The sequence below is a fragment of the Butyrivibrio sp. XPD2006 genome, assembly GCF_000420865.1.
GTDB lineage: Bacteria > Bacillota > Clostridia > Lachnospirales > Lachnospiraceae > Butyrivibrio.
On record NZ_ATVT01000011.1, the window covers coordinates 42,887 to 62,381 of the forward strand.

Below are 19,495 nucleotides of genomic sequence, written 5' to 3' on the forward strand. Positions count from 1 at the left end.
AATGGAGGATACTATATTATGAAGAAAAAATTTTTAGCAGCACTGCTTGCTGCAACCATGACATTATCAATGGCAGCCTGTGGTTCCGGTGCAGGAACTCAGACAACAGAGACTCAGACAACAGAATCTGAGGCATCTGCTGATACACAGGCAACAACATCTGATGATCAGACAGCTGACGCAAGTCAGTCTACAGCTACAGGTGAAAAGATTCTTCACACTGCAGCATCTTTTGCTTATCCAAGTCTTGATGTACACAAGGAATATTATGGATGGTACACATCAATTTATGGAGTTTCAGAGGCACTGTTTAAGCTCGACGAGACCATGAGCGCTGTTCCATGCCTTGCTAAGGACGCAGTCGCTGATGGAAGCACATGGACCATAACACTTAATGATGGAGTTCAGTTCTCAAACGGAAACCCTCTTACAGCTGATATGGTAATCAGAAACCTTCAGCGTCTTGCAACAGAGAACAGCAGATTTGCTTATCTCGGCGATTTTGAAATGACCGCTTCAGATGACAAGACAATCGTCATCGATACTAAGGAAGTTTATCCTACTCTTAAGAACGACCTTGCAAGCCCTGAGTGCGGAATGGTCGATCTTGATGCAACAACAGATTTTGACAACGCACCAATATGCACAGGCCCGTTTGTTGTTACAGAGTTTGTTCCTGAGGGAGACGTAACAGTAGCAAAGAACGAAAACTACTGGGGCGGCGATGTTAAGCTTGACGGCGCTGTATTCTACTATATGCAGGAGGATGATCCCAAGCTCCTTGCAATGCAGAGCGGCGAGATCGACTGCTACAACAGCGTTTCATCTGCAGCTCTTGAGGTCTATAACCAGAGTCCCGATCTGTACGATGTAGTTTCAATTCCCGGTGCACGTCTTCAGTTCTACATTCTCAATGAGAATACACTTGATGATTCTGTGAGAGAAGCAATCAACCTCACAGTTGATAAGGATAAGATCGCAGAGTACCTTTCAGGTACGGTATCTGCAGCAGTTGGCCCTTTCTCAACATCAGCTGCTTATGGTAAGGTAAGTGTTCCTGCAGTAGATACAGCCAAGGCAAAAGAGCTTTTGGAGGCCGATGGTTATACACTCGGATCTGACGGCATCTACGAGAAGGATGGTCAGAAGCTTAGCATCAGCATTGCATACTATGCAGCAAGATCTCTTGATACTCTTGCAATCCTGATCCAGGAACAGCTTAAGGCTATTGGTGTTGATTCAACACTTAGAGTTGAGGAAGATCCTGATGCTACTTACATTGCAAACGCTGACTTTGATCTTGCTCTTTATTGCATGATCGCTGATAAGTCAGGTGATCCTCTGTACTTTATTGATTCAACTCTTGCAGACGGAGCTTACTACAATGTAGGTGGATTTGAGAGTGCTGAATGCCAGAGCATGATCGAGGAGCTCAGAACTGAGACAGATACTGCAAAGAGAGCAGACCTTGCCAACAAGATCGTTCAGATTGCAATAGATGACAATGCATTTGGATATGTTGGACTTTTCAATAACACAACAGTTCTTCGTAAGGGCGTAAGCGGATTTGCTGAGTATGTTCCTTTCGATTTCTATGGAGTAGACGCAGAGACTGACATTAATGGCTAAACAGATATTTAAAAGGATCCTTGGACTTGTCCTGATACTTCTGGTGCTGAGCTTTCTAGTGTTTGGCATAATGTATCTGGCTCCCGGTGATCCTGCGGAAAAGAGACTCACCTCCCAGGGGGTGGTGGTCACAAAAGAAATACTGCAAGCGGAGCGGGAGAGGCTTGGCCTCCTCCGCCCCTTTATCGTTAGGTACGCAGAGTGGCTTTCGAATGTCCTTAGAGGAGATTTTGGTGTTTCTTTTAAGGATGATCTTCCCGTTGCGCCTAAACTGATAAAAGGGCTTAAAAACACATGTGGGCTGGCTTTAACCAGTCTGTTTCTGGCGCTTATAATCTCTTTTCCACTGGGAATATGGTCAGCGGTCAAAAAGGGAAAATTGGTAGACCATATCGTCAGGCTCTTTTCATTTATAGGTAATTCCCTTCCGAATTTCCTGATATCAGTACTTTTGATGTATCTGTTTTGCATACATATCAAGGTCTTTCCTGTAATTGCAGATGGAAGTATCAAAGGACTTATGCTCCCTGCACTTTCTCTGGCAATACCAATGGCGGGCAGGTTTACAAGACAGATAAGAAGCGAACTCTTGGATCAGCTTGGGGAAGAGTATGTTGTGGGGATGAAGTCCAGAAAGGTAAAGGGCAGATTTATTCTAATCAACAACGTCCTTAGAAACAGTCTTGGACACATACTTACTATAATCGGTCTTCAGATCGGAACCCTGATGGGTGGCAGCGTTGTTATTGAGAACATATTCAGATGGCCGGGCATCGGCAAACTTGTGATGGATTCCATCACAGCCAGAGACTACCCTGTGATCATGGGATTTGTGCTCATCATGGGAACAATCTATGTTGTGATAAATCTGATAGTTGATATTACTTACAGACTTTTGGATCCGAGGTCTTTTTAAATGAACCGTAGACGGAAAAAGATTAACAGAATAAAAGTAATAGTATCTGCAGGTGTTGCACTGCTTTTGGTGCTTATAGCACTTTTCGCAAATGTAATTGCACCTAATGACCCATATGCAACAAGCGCATCAGCCATAAGGTCAGCTCCGTCGGGGGAATTCCTGTTTGGAACAGATAACCTCGGAAGATGCGTATTTTCAAGGGTTTTATATGGAGCAAGGACAACTATAGCAGCTACATTTGTATTGGTTGCGATTTCTTTCATCCTGGGAAGCATTATCGGAGTCCTTAGCGGATATTATGGCGGGATACTGGATGAAATTACGATGAGGATTGCCGATATTATGCTGGCATTTCCTCAGATGGTAGTAGCCATCGCGGTTGCGGGCATTCTTGGAGGAGGACTTTCAAGTGCCATGATCGCGCTGGGAATAACTATGTGGACCGGGTTTGCCAGACTTGCACGGAGTCATACTTTTGCCATAAAGAATTGCCCCTACGTGCAAGCTGCAAAACTGGCGGGAAAGAGTGGGCCGGCTATAATGATGGCCCACATACTTCCCAATATAATAGCACCACTTCTTACAAATGCGCTTACGCAGATAGGAACCACCATGATTGGTATCTCGGGCCTGTCCTTTTTGGGGCTTGGAGTTGTGCCACCCACTGCTGAGTGGGGATCAATGATCAATGAATCCAGGGCGTATATACAGATAGCACCTTGGGCTGTGCTGTATCCGGCAATTGCCACCATAGTCACCATCATAGTATTTAACTATCTTGGGGACTGCGTCATGGAATACAGAGATGAGGACTAATGCATGGATACAATACTTAGGATAAGCAATCTCTCTGCCGGCTACGGTGATGAGAATGTTATAAATGATATTTCTTTTGAGGTGGAAGCAGGTAAAAGAGTCTGCATCGTCGGCGAGAGCGGAAGCGGTAAATCTACGCTTCTGAAGGCTATTCATGGCTTTGGAGGTGTGACTGTAACAAACGGTAGTATAGAGACCCCAAAAGACATTTTGTTTGGCGTTGTGCCGCAGAATCCCGGGGGATCTTTTAATCCCATAAGGACTTACAAGGCACAGATCAGTGAAGCGCTAAAGAGCAATAACATCGACTTTAAGATAGAGGAAGTGGAGAAAACGCTCCGGATCCTGGGACTAAATGATGCGTCAAGAGCACTTATGTCAAGGCCCTATGAACTGTCAGGAGGCATGAACCAGCGTATGGCCATTGCCACAACAATGCTATTGGAGCCGGGAATTTTATTATGCGATGAGGTTACAAGCGCCCTGGATGTTAAAACAGCAGGGATGGTTGTGGAGCAGCTTCTTGAGATCAACAAACTAAAGGGTACTACCATTTTGATGGTTACCCACCATTTGGGTATTGCATCTAAAATGGCTGATTACATTGGAATCATGAAAAGTGGCAGGATGCTTGAGTATGGCCCTGCAAAAGAGATACTGGAGAATCCACAAAACGAGTACACAAAGAATCTCTTGAAGGCCGTACCAAGACTGAAGGTGAGCTGATATGCCGGATTCAGATATAATTTTAGAAGGAAAAAATCTAAATAAAAGCTACGTTGATAAAGGCAAAAAATTACAGGCTTTAAAGGATGTGAGTTTCTTCCTGAAAAATGGAGAGATTCTTGGGATCGTAGGCGAGAGCGGAAGCGGAAAGAGTACTCTTCTTCGTCACGTCAGCTGTCTGGAAAAGCCTGATAGTGGAAATCTTTATTATAAGGGAACAGAGTATACAGGTAAGTCGCCGGCCTTTGCTGGAACTTTTCTGCAGATGATATTTCAGGATGCCCAGATGTCTTTTGACCCAAGAATGAAGATGAAAAAAGCCGTTGTAGAAGCTTCAAAGGGCTGTGGTCATGAAAAACTGTCAAGAATCCTTGAGGCTGTCGGGCTTGATGAAGGTCTTTTGGAGAAAAAGGCAGGCAACATGTCCGGAGGACAGTGCCAGCGAATGTCAATTGCAAGGGCACTGTGTTCTGATGCCGGGATTCTTTTGTGCGACGAGGCAACAAGTGCGCTGGATGTTACAACTCAGGCTCAGGTAGTAGCTCTTTTGCAGCAGCTGCGTGAGAAAGAAGGGGTGTCGATCATATTTGTCTCCCACGACATTGCCCTGGTGAGCATGCTCTGCGACAGGATAATGGTCATGAAAAACGGAGAATGTGTGGAAGAGGGCGAGACCGGTAAAGTCCTCGGGAATCCACAGCATGAGTACACAAAAGAACTGCTTGATAATCTGATCGAATAACTTAGTATTAGAAAGATAATTGGGGTATACGTAGTAATATGACTAAACTTATGCAGATTCCTTTTGAGGAGGAAGCGACAGATATAAAGGATAAAGTAGTGACCTACTGGTCCAAGAGAGCGGAGAGTTTTAGTGAGCACAAACACGAGGAGATACACAGCAAGAAGAAGCAGCTGTGGCAGACGGAGTTTTTAAGGCATTTTTCGGCTGAGGATAAGCTGACTGTGCTGGATGTTGGGTGCGGAGCAGGCTTTTTCGAAATGGTGCTGTCGGATTTTGATTTTGACGTGACCGGTGTGGATCTTACGCCTGAGATGATAGAGAAGGGAAAAGAACTTCTTACTCGCCATGGAGCAAAGGCGGACCTTAAAGTTATGGATGCAGAAAAGCTGGATTTCCCCGATAGTTCTTTTGACCTGGTGATAAACAGAAACCTTGTCTGGACACTTCCGCATCCGGTGGAAGCCTACATGGAGTGGCACAGAGTGTTAAAGCCGGGAGGAACGCTGCTTGTGTACGATGCTGAGTATGCCAAGGGGTTTCATCACTATGACCAGATGCAGAACCTTGCCCACAAAAATGTTACTGACGCCATGATAGAGGAGTGCCACGATATATATCACATGTTATCTATAAGCACTTTGGACAGACCTGAGTGGGATAAGGCGGTTCTTGAGAGAATTGGTTATGAAGATGTAGTTACTGATCTTGGGGTTGGAGATATACTGTACGGCGAAAAGGATCAGTTCTATATGCCTGACAGGATGTTTCTTGTAAAGGCCCGGAAAGCAGTGATTTAAAATAAAGGGAATGGAGTTTGATATGAGAAGAGGAATTGATACAACAGATATGATGGTATATGGCCACGAAGCCTGGATAATCACAGACAAGAGTGTATATGAGCCGGGGGAAGAAGTCTGCGGAATAATGAGATGGGGACATCACATGAGGCCTGACGGGTTCTTTCGCCTTGATGAGATAAGAGCCTTTGCCACAGATGAAAAAGGAAACAGGATAGCAATAACACCGGTCAAGGGCCCCGGCGATGAGCAGGGAGACTACTATGAGCTTCGTTTTACGCCTGTTTCTGAGGGTATTTACACCCTTATGTGTATCTATGACAACAATTATGTAAGAGATGAAAAAGACGTGTATTATGAGGGCGACAGGAGGACATATCCTGATATTCTTGATGCCAAGAATTATCCTCAGATATATGTGACAAACATAACTGTCGGGGATAAGAAGGGAACTCCCGAGTTTATCCATGAGTCCAGAGTAAGCTTCGTTCCTGATCCATGGGAAGCAGACACCGATGTGCTTCATTTAAAGCTTATTCACGACAAATTCCCGCTTAAAGGATCTACAGTAGTTGTGGTGCACTATGATGGAAAAGAGTATTTTGAGAGAATTCTGAACACAGATGAGGAAGGCAGGATATTCTTCTCAGTGGAGAAAAAGGGTGTGTATATGGCCGTTACAAGAACTCCGCTGGCGGAAGGAATTCCCGGAATCTATGACAGCAAAGAGATAGCTTCAACATTCACATACGTTAAGAGGTAATACAAAAACAGGATGCATTTAACATGCATCCTGTTTTTGTATTACTCCGTAGGTCACCATGGGACCATTCTTTATTATGCTAAGAGATGAGCACTGGTGGATCAGAACTCCGTCAGTATCGGCAATGGCTGTGTGAAGGGGCCTTCCAAAGTAATCCCTTATCTCGCCAAATTTATCGCCTTTTGAGAATCTGTCTCCAACCTTTTTCTCCGGATACCAGCAGCCGGTGAAGGGGGCGTCATCACTAAATTCTCTAAGCTCTGTTTTAGGATAGATCTTGTACTCTCCTTCGATAAGGCCAAGGAACTTCAAAATGTTCAGCACATCCTCTTTGTCTGCCTGTACCTCATCCTTTGGAAGGAGACTAAGCTGGCCGCGCTCTATGAGGACACTTGGAATTCCGGCCATGGAGGCTGTGTTGTAGGCACCTTCGGTGGTGCATGTACTCTTTACGCAGTAAGAGGCGTTGACGCAGTCCACCATCTTTTTTGCAATATCGCTGGCAGGAGAAGCTCCAACGTAGTATGCGTAGGGGATAAGAGTCTCGTATCCGTCTCCGCTATGCAGGTCAATGTAAGCATCGGCGTTTTTGATAAAAACATCAAACAGAAGATTAGCCAGTCGATCAGCGGCTGAACCATCCTTGTCTCCAGGGAAGACCCGGTTGAGATTTTTGCCATCCTCATAAACAAGGGACATGGTTCTGTTTTCAAAACCTGACCTGTTGGCTAAGGGGATGATGATAAGATTTCCTGAAAGTTCTTTGGGAGAAATCTCATTAGAGAGCTCAATAGCTGCCTGAATGCCAACATATTCTGCGTTGTGAATGCCGGCTGTGACAAGAACGGTTTTGCCCGGCTTTTCTCCGCAGATGATGATGTGGGGAATGTGTATCTCAGTTCCACCGACATGTATATGATCTTTTATCGTCTTGCCGGAGGTAAGTTCGTGTCCGGCTATATTTATTGTCTCCATAGTATTAAACCTCGCTTCAGAGGCAAGGTTATCATGATAAGGCCAGGGCTTACAAGCCCCCAGGGGGGTTATGGGTGCGGAGCTGAAGATGTAAAAACAATTTCATGCTTATCGTGAATTAAAATTATCTAAAAAAGTTTGAAAAAGAAATAAAATTACCTCCATTTGGCGGTAGCGGTTTTGAACGTAAATGTTTAGCATAGATGTGCTAGGGCGCTGTTTTTAATGTGTGTTTCAGCCGTGGGCTGAGATTAAAAATATGAGAGGGGGCATATCTATGCTGAATAAGAAAGTGCGGAAACTTTGGCGAAAAGTCTTTGCTACATCAGTTGCAACAATACTTATCGCCACGACGTCAATCGGCTACAGCGTGGTTTCTTTTGCTGATGCTGAAAATGATGGTGGAATTCTGTTTGAGGAATTTGAAGAGGAAGAACCTGAAGAATTACAGGAGCCCGAGTCTGAGACAGAAGTTGATGAAGAGAACGATGAAGAGGTAAAAGAGCCTGTAGAAGAGCCTGTAGAAGAGGCTGAAGAAGTCGCTGAAACTGTTGATACTGAAGAAACTGGAAACTATAGGGGGAACCATGGAAGTTATCGGTGCTCCCGAGTTTGTTATGAATATAAACCTGCCGAAGGCGGGAGAATACATGGGAGTAAACTATGGGGCATAGAGTTGTTATCGCAGAGGATCTGCGAATGATACGTGAGATATTTGAAAACGCAGTTACAGATGCAAGTGAATATACCCTGGTTGCTTCTCTGCCTACGGCTGCAGAGGCTCTGTCATATATTGAAAAATATGATGCGGAACTTGTCATCATGGATGTACTGATTCCGGGGAGCATGAACGGTCTCGATGCTGCTGCAAGAATAAAGGCTGTAAAGCCGCATGTCAAAGTGATCATTGTGACTTCGATGCCTGAACTGTCCTATGAGAAACGGGCCAAAGAAATAGGTGTTGAGGGATTCTGGCAGAAGGAAGTCCAGGAACAGCCGCTTATTGAGATTATGAACAGGGTTATGAACGGCGAAACCGTATATCCTGAAAACACCCAGAGAATCTCAATCGGGAATATGATGAGCGATGAGTTCACCGAGAGGGAGATAGATATTTTACGAGAGCTTGTCACCGGTGCATCAAACAACGAAATAGCAGACAAACTCTGTATCGAAGCGTCGACAGTCAAGATGCATATCTCCAACATGCTTCAGAAGACAGGATATCACAGTCGCCTTGAACTGGCAGTAAAAGCCAGACATCTGGGGATCATTATAAACGAATAGTTCATATTGGCGATAAATGAAAAAAGATATATACTGTTACCTTGGATGGATAAAATCTGTCCCGGAGGAAAGTGTTGAAGAGATTTATTTATCGTATGATAAGAAAAGTGGTGTCATGGGTGATGCCGGTATATAAAGTTGAGGGGATAGACAATCTTCCTGATGGCCCTGCTGTTGTAGTGGGTAATCATTCTCAGGCCTTTGGGCCTCTGGCTGCCGAGCTTTACTTTCCCGGCAAGCATTATACCTGGTGCATTTCGGAAATGATGGAAAAAGAAAAGGTTGCAGACTATGCCTATAGCGATTTCTGGTCCGGGAAACCGGCTCTGATACGACCTTTTTTCAGACTGTTCTCATACATTATCCCCCTGCTTGCAGAGATAGTCTTTACCAATGCTTATACTATACCGGTTTACCGCGACAAGCGTGTTATGAAGACCTTTCAGATTTCCTGTGACAAACTTGAGGATAACGCCAAGGTGGTCATTTTTCCGGAGGATTACACGGAACATAATAATATCGTCCATGAGTTTCAGAGGGGCTTTGTACATGTGGCCAAGTATTATTACAGAATGACAGGGAAGATTGTCCCGTTTGTTCCCATGTATGTCTGTCCCGAGCTGAGAAAGCTCGTTATCGGAAAGCCTATCCTGTATTCTCCGGAATTGCCGGGAGGGCAGGAAGCCGACAGAATATGTACATACCTTCAGGATGCCATTTCCGAAATTGCTTATGATATGCCGAGACATCGTGTGGTGCCCTATCCCAATGTCTCAAAAAAGAATTATCCGTATAATGAAAGAATGTAATGAAGAAACCTGTTGTTGATTATAGAAAACTGAGATTATCAAATATTACAAGTAAAGAATACAGACACCTTCTGTTACTTCTTGGATGGGTCGTGTATTTTTTTATGTACTTTGTTACCGAAAGACTTATTCCGGAGAGCAAATGCCATGTGGTCCACAGCGTTGTTGACGATCTGATACCTTTTAATGAGTACTTCGTGCTGTTTTATGTTTCCTGGTATCTGTTTATGATCTGGTCGCTGCTGGCCTTTGTATTGTACGACATAAAGAGTTTTGTCAGGGCCCAGAAAATAGTGATAGGAATGCAGATAATTGCCGTTATTACATATATCGTGTGGCCATCTGTTCAATTTCTTCGACCGACAAGCTTTGAGCATGATAACTTTTGTACATGGCTTTTGGGAATCATATATTCCGCAGATACACCTACGGGCGTATGTCCGTCCCTGCATGTGGGATACACACTTGCGGTATTATCAGCGTGGCTGACTGCCGGGAATGTTAAGATTTGGAAAAAGATACTGATCACCTGTTGGGGATTTATGATCTGCATTTCCGTATGCTTTGTCAAACAGCATTCCTATACTGATGTATGGGCTGCGCTGGTGATGTATGTTTTTCTTGAACTGTTATTATTTGGAAAGGACATTAAATTGGGAAAAAGAAAAATTGGAGACAGACGAGACGGGACACAGCTCAGAGATATTGACGCAATGCATTATATAATGCCTCTGATGTACCCGAACAGATGCGATAATGAAGCATATATGAAGCTTGCGGTAGATATTTCCGGAACTGAGGAGTACATCCGTGAGTACAATAAGAGTCATCCGGATAACAGAATAGCGATTTTTGATGTTGTAATCGCAGCTGCTATGAAGATGTTAAGGCTGAGGCCGCAGATGAACCGATTCATAGCCAATCAGACCATGTACCAGCGAAATAATATCACGGCAGCTTTTACAGTAAAAAAAGAGTTCAGAGACGAAGGTGATGAGACTCTGGCGCGAATTGTAGCCGATGATACGGACAACCTTGAGAGTATCAGCCGAAAAGTCAGAGAGCAGATTGCCTTCTGCAAAACTCAGAACGATGAATCGACCGAAGCGATGAATTTTATTAAAAAGCTCCCCTGCAAGCACTTTATTGGCGCTGTTGCAAGATTTCTGGACAAGCACGGATGGATGCCGCAATCCGTCATTGCTACCGATCCTTATCAGTGCTCGGTGGTTCTTACCAATTTAGGTTCTCTTGGAATGGATATCGGATATCATCATCTTATGAACTGGGGAACCAACTCCATCTTTGTGATCGTCGGAACCAAGAAAAACAGAACATATCTCAATCAGGACGGAACCGTTACAACCAAAAGAGAACTCGATCTCGCCTTTACAATAGATGAGAGGATATCAGACGGCTTCTATTACGCAAGATCCATGAAGATGGTAAAAATGCTCATAGAGAATCCGGAACTCATGGAGAAGACACTTCCTGAAGATTTATGAAATGTCTCCGCGAGAGAGCTTGAACATGGATTCAGCAAAAAACCTGTGAATCACATCAAGGATGTTCTCTTTGGGTGAGGTTTTTAGAAGATATCCGTCAGGCTTGTACTCAAGAACGTGGAATACGATATCCTTATTGCTGTTACCTGTAAGGAGTATTATCGGGATACGGGGGTCGGTATAATCTGTGCGGATGATCTTCATAAGGTCAAAACCGTCCATTTTGGGCATCTCCAGATCAAGCAATAAAAGGTCGGGCGTTACCGTGGACAGTCCTGCCAGCATCTCACTTCCGCTGTTAAAGCACTGCACGTTATAAAGTGGGCTCAGCCAGTGATGGATAACTGACAGATAACCGGGATCATCATCAACGATAAAGACAGTCTTCTTTCTGTGGAAGTCAGCTTCCAGCTCCGTAAAGAACACCATATCATTTACAAAAGTTTCAATATCTACGGGCCTGGGATAGGTTTTGGATACTCTGTGTGAGCCGTTTGAGGCCATGGCTTTGTTGATGTCGATGATCTCTCCGGTAAGGCACAGTATCTTAGAATCATCCTGGCATATTTCTCCAAGAAGATTCATGGTTATACCGATATTGGATGCATCGTTGGTACCCGGATTGTAGATCACGATGTCAGCTTCATTTCTTCCGGTAATGATCTTGTCGGGTTCATCCGGTATTGTAATGACGTTGAACTTTGCTTCTGTAAGATTTTTTTCGATACTTTTTTTGATAATTCCCTCGCCACTCTGGATATAGAGAATTGAAGGGCGGCGGAAGGGATTGTTTTCATTGGAAGCCGCAGGCGGTGCCTGATCAGGCTCTTTTGCCTTCTTGGCAAATATATCTTCTTCCTCAATAGGAGATAAGGAATTCTTGAAATCCCTGTAGGACTTTAGAAAGTCACCTGTTTCTCTTTTTATAAGGCTGTAGTTTTCTTCTCTGGCTGCAGCTTCCAGCATTGCTGCGCTTTTTCCGAGCTTCTTGGCGCCGATGAGTCTTGTGATGCTTTTTAAGGAGTGGACTCTGAGGGCATACATTGTCCAGTCTTCATGCTCAAGGAAACCCTCGAGTTCGTCGGCTTTTTCATCCACAGAAGAGTAAAAGATATATAAGGCGTCCAGATAATCCTCGTAGTCGCCACAGTTTGTAACACCTGCGCTTAGATCCAGCTGTGGGATGATCTTAAGCCAAACAGGAAGCTTTTCAATTTCTTCTTTGATATCACATTCGGAATTCCCGGCGCCTTTACTGCTTACTGTTTCGGCACTGGACAAGATGGAAGCATAAGAAGCATCATCCTCATGATAAGAGGGATCCCCTTCATCCTTAAGGTATACCATAATGGCTTCATAGAGCTCCCGTGGATCAATAGGTTTTATCAGGACATCAGCAAACCCTGCAGCTTTGTAGAGATTTACGTTGCTGCGGCCTTCTTCCGTGGTGTGACAAATGATGGGAACATCTTTACCGCGTTCTTTAAATATCTCTTTTAACCTGACAAGAGTATCTACTCCGTCAAGCTCGGGCATGCGGTGGTCTAAAAGGACCAGGTCGTAGTCGTTTGTCCTGCACAGATTGATGCATTCGAAGCCACTTTCGGCCTGGTCGGAGATGATTCCGTGGGTCGCCAGTATAGACGCCAGCACTATTCTGTTTATGCGCATATCATCAACGATAAGTACGCGAGATTTTGTATTTTCCATATAATGATTATAACATGGAAAGGTTAAAATATGATCATAATCCCGAATATGCTCCAATGTCACACTTTTCTCAGCACCAGTTCTACCACGAATCCGTTGTCGTTGTAGTACTCCATACCTCCGCCCTGTTTGTTCATATACATTTTGCAGAGGTACATTCCGAGGCCGTAGCCGGATTTATCCGTAGAATTTTTGCCGCGGTAGTACTTCTCGGCGATGAGTGGAAGATCGTCCTTATCGACACCGGGGCCGTTGTCGCGGATCCTGATCTTGATGAAACTCTCGGTTTTGCCGTTTTCCTGCGGAATATCGTCGGTTACTGAGAAGCTTACTGTGATATCGGTGCCGGCGTACTTGGCAGAATTACCGATAATATTGTCAATGACCTGTTCCATGCGCTGTCTGTCCATGTAGACAAGGCAGGGATGGATGTGGTTTTCAAGTATGATATTTCCAAAGGAGGAGAGGCTCTTTATCCTATCCTCGATGAGAACCGAGCTTTCCTCGGTGACATTTATACTGATCTTTTCCATATCCTCAAGGCTGGCGTGCATCACATCGTTAAGGAGTGAGCTTACGGTGCCGGCTTTGGTGGATATGGTTTTTATCTTATCCAGAGTATCGCTGCATTCTGAGAGCCTCTCGCCCTGATCCTGTGTCTGCGGAGCAGAAGAGAGCTCTCTTAATTTGCGGGAATATTTAAGATCCAGGACTTCGCAGGTGGCGTTAATGACAGCCAGCGGAGTCTTTATGTCATGGCTAAGGCCCTGAATAAGCTCTTTTCGCGCAATCTCAGAGGTTCGTTCTCTGTCAATTGAGCGTTTGAGCTGTTCGCGCATGAGATCAAAGCCTTCCACAAAACTGCCGAACATGTTGGTCCTGCGGATGGGAAGGGGCTTATCAAGATCGCCTTTGGCGATATCTGTGGCAAAGTCTTTAAGTTCTTCTATGGGTTTTAAAAAGACTGTGTACATGTACAACAGCAAAAGATAGCCGCTAATGAGCACTGCGAGCCACAGTAGCATTGCGACTTTCAAAATCTGACGTCTGGTATTGTTAAAGTTATCCTCCTTGTCGTTCCAGGCCACTTTCCCAACATACTGACCATCCACGCTAAGATCCAGGACCAGAGCGCCTGAGGCGTAGAGCTGAGAGAGCTCCGGATCATCAAGCTCTTTTGCAAAAATAATATGACAGGAGTATTTGTCCTCCACATCGGCTTCAGCCATTCCGTTTTCGATATCGGAGCACACCTTGTGGAGCTGATCGTTGTAGTATACGATATCTCTTTTGCCATAAACCGTCTTCCTGTTCAGGTTGTAGAACAGGATCAGAATAAGTAGCATGAATATGGTAAAAGAGATGAATATCCGTTTTAAACTTTTCATGATAGCTCTAAAATGTATCCTGTCCCCCAAACAGTCTTTATGAGCTTGGGCTCATTTGGGTTTTCTTCAATCTTTTCCCTGAGTTTCCTGATGTGTACGTTGAGTGTACTGTCGCTGAAATATGTATCTCCCCACACTTCGTCGAAGAGTACTTCCTTCTTGACGATGGTGCCGCGGTGCTTGTAAAGGCAGTCAAGAAGCGCGTATTCCTTGGCCTTTAGCGGAATGCTGTTGCCGTCAATTACGACCGACATGGTGGGATTGTCCATAACAAAAGAGCTATCGTTATCGGACTGTGCTCCGTCCGCAGAAGCCTGTGCCTCGCCGGCGGTTCCCTGTGCGCTTTTCAGCTGGGCTATTCTCTTCAGGTTAACCTTGACCTTGGCCAGAAGGACTGACAGGCTGTAGGGCTTTTTGATATAGTCGTCGCCTCCGATGGACAGCGCGATCAGCACGTCATCGTCGCTCTGCCTTGCGCTGATGAACAGGATAGGAAGCTGCATTTCTTCGCGAAGTTTTTTGCAAACATCAAATCCCGAGCCGTCTCCAAGGTTGATGTCCAGCAGCACCAGATCCGCAGTGTTGCCCTCGTCAAAGAAACTGAGGCAGGATGCGGCGCTTTCCACAAACTCCGTGGAAACGTCAAACATCCTGAAATACTCAGCAGTCATCTTGGCAAGTTCAGTTTCATCATCCACAATAAGACAATTGTAATGCATAATTTATCTCCGTATGGATTATTGTATCATAAAGTGTTTATTCTTCGGTAATCATCTTAACGGGTTCAAGGGTCTTTATCCTGCGTCCCATGAATGCGGCGGTCAAAAGAGCTACTCCGCAGATGATGAGTGCAGTAAGAAGGTAGGATATGGGCTCGATGTTAAAGTTTATTCTCTTAAATCCGAATATTGCCATGGTCGCTACCATGAGCTTGGTGCCAAGGATAGGAGAGAGCAAAAGACCTGTCGATACGCCAAGCAGGATCGAAGGCATGTTGGACATCATCACCTGGCCGATAAGCTGGCGGGAGGTAAAGCCCAGGGCCTTGCTGACGCCAAGATTCCTCCACTGCTTGTTGATGTTGGTCCTGACGATCAGGGACTCAACAAAGGCCACGATAAGTATGGTCAGGAATGTTACAAAGAAAGCAAAAGCTTTCATTCCGCTTGTAATAAGGCCAACGGTCTGGTGTGCAGCCTCCTGATAGTCTGTTACCGCCTCTTCGGGATAGAGGTCTTTAAACTCTTTTTCAAATTCTTTAAAGGTCACACCGGGCTTAAAGGTGACGCAGACCTGCATGGTTTCCGGAAGGGCTGTGACCTTGGAGAGACCCTCAGTTGTCATAAAGGCCATCATTCCCATGTTGTTCATGGTCTGTGATATTCCGCATACAATATAGGATTCCTCGGCCATGTCGTTCTTGACCATCACAACGTCGCCGACTTTGGCGCCTAGCCTTATTGAGGTATTTGTGGCCAGCATAACTTCGTTGGGGTATTTCGGCCAGCGACCTTCAATTATGGATCCGCCCACAATTGTTGATGTATCGGAAAAAGACCTTGTGGTGATAGATTGCTTGTTTCTCTTGAAATAGTAGTTGACGCTCATCCAGACCTCGCGCCTGGTGTTTTCTACGCACTTCAGGCCCCGGATGGTGTTCTCCATAGCCTCATCACCTGAGAAGAATGCGTCATATACATCAAAACCGCCCATTTCCAGCACGCCGGCGTCATTTCCGTAAGTGTCCATCATGCCGAAGGCAACGATGGTAGATATAGAGAGGATCATCATGATAAAGATGACGCCAAGCTGATTCCTGAATCTTCCGAAAGTATCCTTTAGAGCGAGTGTAACTGCGATCGGAAGAGCCGTTTTGTCGAAGGAAAAGAGATTTCTTTTAAAGTTATGCGTATTTACGCCGCCTCTTAAGGCTGATAAAACGCTGACTTTGCTGTATTCGCGTCCGAGATAAACGGTAAGGAGTGCAACGAGCAGGCAAATTCCTAAGAATACGCAAAGCACCACTGTGATGTTCACGGGCTGGTTCCACTTAAGACCCAGAGTTATGAGGATGATGATCCCTATCTTGTCTATGAGAAGTGCGCCGATAACAATTCCGATAAGTGCTCCGATTCCGGCCACGAGCAGAAGCTGGCACAAAAGGATAAGTACCAGTTCTTTTACGGTATAGCCTGAAGCCTCCATGATTGCGGTGTTTTTCATGTTTGTCATAATGAAGTTCTTGACACTGAAATTTATAATAACAATTGCTATTGTAAGCATGATGACCGCAAAAAGGAAGATCATTACCACAAAGACCATAGGAAGGATCATGGAACCTGTCTTCATGAGCTCAGCGGGAACGATATTGACGCTGGACATTTCCGCATCGGGATGAGCTTTGGAGTATTCGTTGTACCAGTTCATCAGATCGTCGCCAAGTTCATCCGAGAGAGCATTTGTATCAATGTGCTTCTTTTTGGCGGTATCTGTAAGCTGAGTCTTTAAGTAACGGCCTTCAAGGGCGCCCTTTGGGTTTTCAAAGAGGATGGTTTCATAGAGCTTATCGGATACATACATTTTGTAGATTCCCATGTTCAGGGGTGAGCAAAAGAAATTATCCTCGTTGTAACCTGCTACATTAAGATCATAGACGTTATCGCCTATCTTAAGCTGCAGAGTGGAGCCGATATCAAAGGTGGTACTCAGTGAAATCGGGATTATTACATCATCTCCCGAAAACCCGCTTGCGTCGATGCTAAGTGTCTGAATCTTCATCTCTTTTTCGTAGCTGCTGATGTAGAATGGGTATTCGATCCAGGTCTTGGAGCCTTTTAATCTGTATTTTGAACTGCAATCAATGTAATTTTCGGCCTCATAGTTCTTGAGATAAACATTGCCTTTTATGATTTCTTCAAGCTTGGCTATTACCGGCTCGCTGTGTCCGCATAGGGCGAGGATATCGGCGGCATTTATCTTTTCTCTGTTGGTGTCTACAACCTTTCCGGTATCAGCCAGGAAGGAAGCGCTTATAAAGATAAAAAGGGCAGAGAGAGCGGAGAGGATAAAGAAGGTTATCATGTCGCTCTTTTGCTTTTTTATGTTATTCTTGGCAATAAAGAAAAATCTGTACACTGTATGTTCCTCTTTCAAAAAGGTAAGGATTACCAGCCCATCTCCTGAAGGAAGTTCTTAAGGCGCTGATGGCGCTGCCTTGCCTCTTCCAGCCTTGGGTTGGATTCATCCTTGTAATCCCCGGCGTAGGGGCCGAGGTCGATTTCATCGCTGATAATTCCGTCTGAGAGGTAGATTATCCTGTTTCCCCGCTCAGCGGCTTTGATGGTATGCGTTACCATTACTATGCTCTGACCCTCATTATTGAGGTTTGAGAGGATATTCAGGACATTCTCTGTATTCTGAGAGTTTAAGGCGCCTGTCGGCTCATCTGCAAAAAGAACTTCCGGACTGTTTATAACGCCTCTGACCACCGCAACTCTTTGCTGCTGTCCACCGGACATCTGGGTCGGGAACTTGCGAAAGTCGGCTTCTCCGATCTCTACGCTCTCAAGAAGCTCTTTTGCCTTAGCTGCGAGTGCTTTTCTGTCAGTATTCTTAAGAAGTCCGCAGACCATGACGTTGTCCAGGGCGCTCATGCTGTCGTTCAGATAGTTCTGCTGGAAGACAAAGCCCACGTGGTCACGCCTGAACATGGCAAGCTTGTCATTGCTGAAGTTTGAGATATCAGTCTCTTTTCCCTCTTCATCCGTATAGTAGGTTATGGTGCCCATGCTGGGTCTGTCCATACCTGAGAGAGCATAGAGGAGAGTACTCTTACCGGATCCGGAATTGCCCATGATTACGGTAAAATCCCCTTTATATATAGAAATATTCAGGTTTTTCAGTACGTGCTGCTGCACGGAATCATTTGAAAAGGTCTTGGAGAGATCTTTTGCACTTAGAATTCTCTGCTTTTCTGTTACCATTAGTTATTCACCTTTACGCCCATTCCGTCGGTTATTTCCACGGAATCCTTCCAGACTACGAGACAGCCTTCGTCGATGCCGGATCTTACTTCGACCATGTCATCGCTTCTGATGCCGCATTCTACAAACTCTTTTTCTGCCTTACCGTCTCTTGCGACAAAGACATAGCTGCCTTCCTCGTCCTCGTTGAGAGCTTCGAGAGGGATGCGGGTAACGTCAGTGAGATCGGAGGTGTGGATCCTGGACTTAGCTTCGAGGCCAAGGATAATGTCGCTGTCAGGCTTATCCAAGGTGATCTCGATGCCGATACCTGTGCCGGTTCCGGAGTCCTTGGTCATGCGCTCGATCCTTGAAACCTTGCCTTCATAGTCTTTATTCTTGATACTTACTGTGGCCGTCTGGCCTTCTTCAATGTTTACTATATCATACTTGTTTACACTGCTTTTTATAACTATATCAGATATGGACTTCAGAGTGAGGAGTTTTGCGCCTTTGGCGATGCTTCCGCCCTCCACAGCGTCAATCTGTGTCACAACACCGTCAAACTCGGCGCGGATCCCCTCTTTTGCCCTGGCGTAATCTTCGAGCTCAAGGGAGGTTGCGAGCTCATTTGACTCTTTTACGGCTGCGAGCTGATCCTTGGCGCCGGAGGTCATAAGACCCATGACGGTGCTGGCTTTCTGGCTTGTCATCTCGGCTTTGTATTCCTTGAAGTTTGCCAGCTGAGTGTTCAGAGCGTTAAGCTCTTCCTGCATCTGAACGATGTCGTCAGCGTATTGCTGCTCGTATGCATTGGTCTGAACGAGTTTCTGGAGGTTCTCGTACTCATCGGAATCAGGCTTATCTGCCCAGTCGATAAGAGATATCTGAAGCTTGGCGCCGAAGTCTGCAAGCTCCGCTTTTCTCGCTGTCAGCCTGTTCTGTGTATTTGTGATGGCTGTCTGGGTGTCGGCTATCTGCTGATCAAGAACCGCGAGGTTTGTCTTGGCCTCAGAGTAAAGACCTGCTGTACGTCCGCCGGTCTGCATGGAGTTGTTGTAGCTTCCAAGATCGGCCTTGGCCTTGAGCTCTGCCATTGTTTCAAGTTTTTCAATTTCTTCAAGATCGTAGGAGATGATGAGATCTCCCTTTTTTACGAAGTCGCCTTCCTTGACGTGGATTGTGCCGACCTTGGCATTAACATCTGAATAGTAGCTGCGTTCTGTATTGCTCTCAACGGTTCCGTTTACCTCAACTTCACTGTCAACGACGCCCTTGTCAACAACATAGGCGCTTACTGACATTGCTGCGTTTGAACTGATTGAAACGCCTCCTATTGTGACAGCTGCGATCGCTGCGGCGATTATAATAAGTAGTTTCCTGTTTCCCAAAAATTTTTTAATCATAACTTCATCCCTCATACTTAATCGATTACGTTTGTTGCTATACTTACTTTACCGCGAT

Annotated in this window: 18 protein-coding genes; 11 read left to right on the forward strand and 7 right to left on the reverse strand. The window is 45.2% G+C overall.

Annotated features, from left to right (window positions below; all coding sequences use genetic code 11):
- Positions 1-18: 18 nt before the first annotated feature.
- The 7 genes from G590_RS0112680 to G590_RS0112710 are packed head-to-tail and all read left to right on the forward strand — an operon-like array spanning position 19 to position 6,395.
- Positions 19-1,629 (forward strand): ABC transporter substrate-binding protein, encoded by a 1,611-nt coding sequence (locus G590_RS0112680; RefSeq protein ID WP_022766043.1) that lies wholly within the window; start codon positions 19-21, stop codon positions 1,627-1,629.
- A complete protein-coding gene (locus tag G590_RS0112685; RefSeq protein WP_022766044.1) occupies positions 1,622-2,545 on the forward strand; it encodes an ABC transporter permease in 924 nt (307 codons plus the stop codon). The genes G590_RS0112680 and G590_RS0112685 overlap by 8 nt, the downstream gene beginning before the upstream one ends.
- On the forward strand, positions 2,546-3,364 hold the full coding sequence (locus G590_RS0112690) for an ABC transporter permease (RefSeq protein ID WP_022766045.1): 819 nt from the start codon (positions 2,546-2,548) through the stop codon (positions 3,362-3,364).
- Positions 3,365-3,367: 3 nt separating this feature from the next.
- Positions 3,368-4,090, forward strand: a complete 723-nt coding sequence (locus G590_RS0112695) for an ATP-binding cassette domain-containing protein (protein WP_022766046.1) — start codon at positions 3,368-3,370, stop codon at positions 4,088-4,090.
- Between the two features lies 1 nt (position 4,091).
- Complete coding sequence (locus tag G590_RS0112700; protein ID WP_022766047.1) at positions 4,092-4,832, forward strand: ABC transporter ATP-binding protein; 741 nt, start codon at positions 4,092-4,094, stop codon at positions 4,830-4,832.
- A 38-nt stretch (positions 4,833-4,870) separates the two neighbouring features.
- Entirely contained in the window at positions 4,871-5,632 is a 762-nt protein-coding gene (locus G590_RS0112705; protein WP_022766048.1) for a class I SAM-dependent methyltransferase, read from the forward strand.
- 22 nt (positions 5,633-5,654) lie between these two features.
- Positions 5,655-6,395, forward strand: coding sequence for a DUF4198 domain-containing protein (locus G590_RS0112710; protein WP_022766049.1), 741 nt, complete (start codon positions 5,655-5,657; stop codon positions 6,393-6,395).
- A gap of 18 nt (positions 6,396-6,413) precedes the next feature.
- On the opposite strand, the gene G590_RS0112715 is transcribed toward G590_RS0112710, so the two are convergent.
- The gene (locus G590_RS0112715; protein ID WP_022766050.1) at positions 6,414-7,370 is read right to left on the reverse strand and encodes a succinylglutamate desuccinylase/aspartoacylase family protein; all 957 of its coding nucleotides are present in this window, start codon (positions 7,368-7,370) and stop codon (positions 6,414-6,416) included.
- A 277-nt stretch (positions 7,371-7,647) separates the two neighbouring features.
- On the opposite strand from G590_RS0112715, the gene G590_RS21380 reads away from it, so the two are divergent.
- The 4 genes from G590_RS21380 to G590_RS0112740 all read left to right on the forward strand — a co-directional run bounded on the left by G590_RS21380 (position 7,648) and on the right by G590_RS0112740 (position 10,971).
- Entirely contained in the window at positions 7,648-8,073 is a 426-nt protein-coding gene (locus G590_RS21380) for a hypothetical protein (protein WP_155828766.1), read from the forward strand.
- Positions 8,034-8,657, forward strand: a complete 624-nt coding sequence (locus G590_RS0112730) for a response regulator transcription factor (protein WP_022766052.1) — start codon at positions 8,034-8,036, stop codon at positions 8,655-8,657. The genes G590_RS21380 and G590_RS0112730 overlap by 40 nt, the downstream gene beginning before the upstream one ends.
- A gap of 74 nt (positions 8,658-8,731) precedes the next feature.
- A complete protein-coding gene (locus G590_RS0112735) occupies positions 8,732-9,466 on the forward strand; it encodes a lysophospholipid acyltransferase family protein (protein ID WP_022766053.1) in 735 nt (244 codons plus the stop codon).
- Complete coding sequence (locus G590_RS0112740) at positions 9,466-10,971, forward strand: 2-oxo acid dehydrogenase subunit E2 (RefSeq protein ID WP_022766054.1); 1,506 nt, start codon at positions 9,466-9,468, stop codon at positions 10,969-10,971. The genes G590_RS0112735 and G590_RS0112740 overlap by 1 nt, the downstream gene beginning before the upstream one ends.
- Here G590_RS0112740 and G590_RS0112745 read toward each other — a convergent pair.
- Genes G590_RS0112745 through G590_RS0112770 form a run of 6 tightly spaced genes read right to left on the reverse strand, consistent with a single transcriptional unit; the run spans position 10,966 to position 19,437 of the window.
- Positions 10,966-12,681: a response regulator gene (locus G590_RS0112745; protein WP_155828767.1), complete on the reverse strand. Its 1,716-nt coding sequence runs from the start codon at positions 12,679-12,681 to the stop codon at positions 10,966-10,968. The genes G590_RS0112740 and G590_RS0112745 overlap by 6 nt on opposite strands.
- Before the next feature lie 59 nt (positions 12,682-12,740).
- Complete coding sequence (locus G590_RS0112750) at positions 12,741-14,069, reverse strand: HAMP domain-containing sensor histidine kinase (RefSeq protein WP_022766056.1); 1,329 nt, start codon at positions 14,067-14,069, stop codon at positions 12,741-12,743.
- Complete coding sequence (locus G590_RS0112755; protein WP_022766057.1) at positions 14,066-14,788, reverse strand: response regulator transcription factor; 723 nt, start codon at positions 14,786-14,788, stop codon at positions 14,066-14,068. Before G590_RS0112755 ends, G590_RS0112750 begins: the two co-directional genes overlap by 4 nt.
- 37 nt (positions 14,789-14,825) lie before the next feature.
- Positions 14,826-17,204, reverse strand: a complete 2,379-nt coding sequence (locus tag G590_RS0112760) for an ABC transporter permease (RefSeq protein ID WP_022766058.1) — start codon at positions 17,202-17,204, stop codon at positions 14,826-14,828.
- 29 nt (positions 17,205-17,233) lie between these two features.
- A complete protein-coding gene (locus G590_RS0112765) occupies positions 17,234-18,052 on the reverse strand; it encodes an ABC transporter ATP-binding protein (RefSeq protein ID WP_022766059.1) in 819 nt (272 codons plus the stop codon).
- Complete coding sequence (locus G590_RS0112770; protein WP_022766060.1) at positions 18,052-19,437, reverse strand: efflux RND transporter periplasmic adaptor subunit; 1,386 nt, start codon at positions 19,435-19,437, stop codon at positions 18,052-18,054. The genes G590_RS0112765 and G590_RS0112770 overlap by 1 nt, the downstream gene beginning before the upstream one ends.
- Positions 19,438-19,495 lie beyond the last annotated feature (58 nt).

Excerpts from the sequence above, each read along its gene's own strand:
- G590_RS0112685 (WP_022766044.1), top strand. The coding sequence starts at position 1,622 with ATGGCTAAACAGATATTTAAAAGGATCCTTGGACTTGTCCTGATACTT.
- G590_RS0112700 (WP_022766047.1), top strand. The coding sequence starts at position 4,092 with ATGCCGGATTCAGATATAATTTTAGAAGGAAAAAATCTAAATAAAAGC.
- G590_RS0112710 (WP_022766049.1), top strand. The coding sequence starts at position 5,655 with ATGAGAAGAGGAATTGATACAACAGATATGATGGTATATGGCCACGAA.
- G590_RS0112750 (WP_022766056.1), bottom strand. The coding sequence starts at position 14,069 with ATGAAAAGTTTAAAACGGATATTCATCTCTTTTACCATATTCATGCTA.
- G590_RS0112680 (WP_022766043.1), top strand. The coding sequence starts at position 19 with ATGAAGAAAAAATTTTTAGCAGCACTGCTTGCTGCAACCATGACATTA.
- G590_RS0112740 (WP_022766054.1), top strand. The coding sequence starts at position 9,466 with ATGAAGAAACCTGTTGTTGATTATAGAAAACTGAGATTATCAAATATT.
- G590_RS0112695 (WP_022766046.1), top strand. The coding sequence starts at position 3,368 with ATGGATACAATACTTAGGATAAGCAATCTCTCTGCCGGCTACGGTGAT.
- G590_RS0112745 (WP_155828767.1), bottom strand. The coding sequence starts at position 12,681 with ATGGAAAATACAAAATCTCGCGTACTTATCGTTGATGATATGCGCATA.
- G590_RS0112730 (WP_022766052.1), top strand. The coding sequence starts at position 8,034 with ATGGGGCATAGAGTTGTTATCGCAGAGGATCTGCGAATGATACGTGAG.
- G590_RS0112715 (WP_022766050.1), bottom strand. The coding sequence starts at position 7,370 with ATGGAGACAATAAATATAGCCGGACACGAACTTACCTCCGGCAAGACG.
- G590_RS0112705 (WP_022766048.1), top strand. The coding sequence starts at position 4,871 with ATGACTAAACTTATGCAGATTCCTTTTGAGGAGGAAGCGACAGATATA.
- G590_RS0112755 (WP_022766057.1), bottom strand. The coding sequence starts at position 14,788 with ATGCATTACAATTGTCTTATTGTGGATGATGAAACTGAACTTGCCAAG.
- G590_RS0112690 (WP_022766045.1), top strand. The coding sequence starts at position 2,546 with ATGAACCGTAGACGGAAAAAGATTAACAGAATAAAAGTAATAGTATCT.
- G590_RS0112770 (WP_022766060.1), bottom strand. The coding sequence starts at position 19,437 with ATGATTAAAAAATTTTTGGGAAACAGGAAACTACTTATTATAATCGCC.
- G590_RS21380 (WP_155828766.1), top strand. The coding sequence starts at position 7,648 with ATGCTGAATAAGAAAGTGCGGAAACTTTGGCGAAAAGTCTTTGCTACA.
- G590_RS0112765 (WP_022766059.1), bottom strand. The coding sequence starts at position 18,052 with ATGGTAACAGAAAAGCAGAGAATTCTAAGTGCAAAAGATCTCTCCAAG.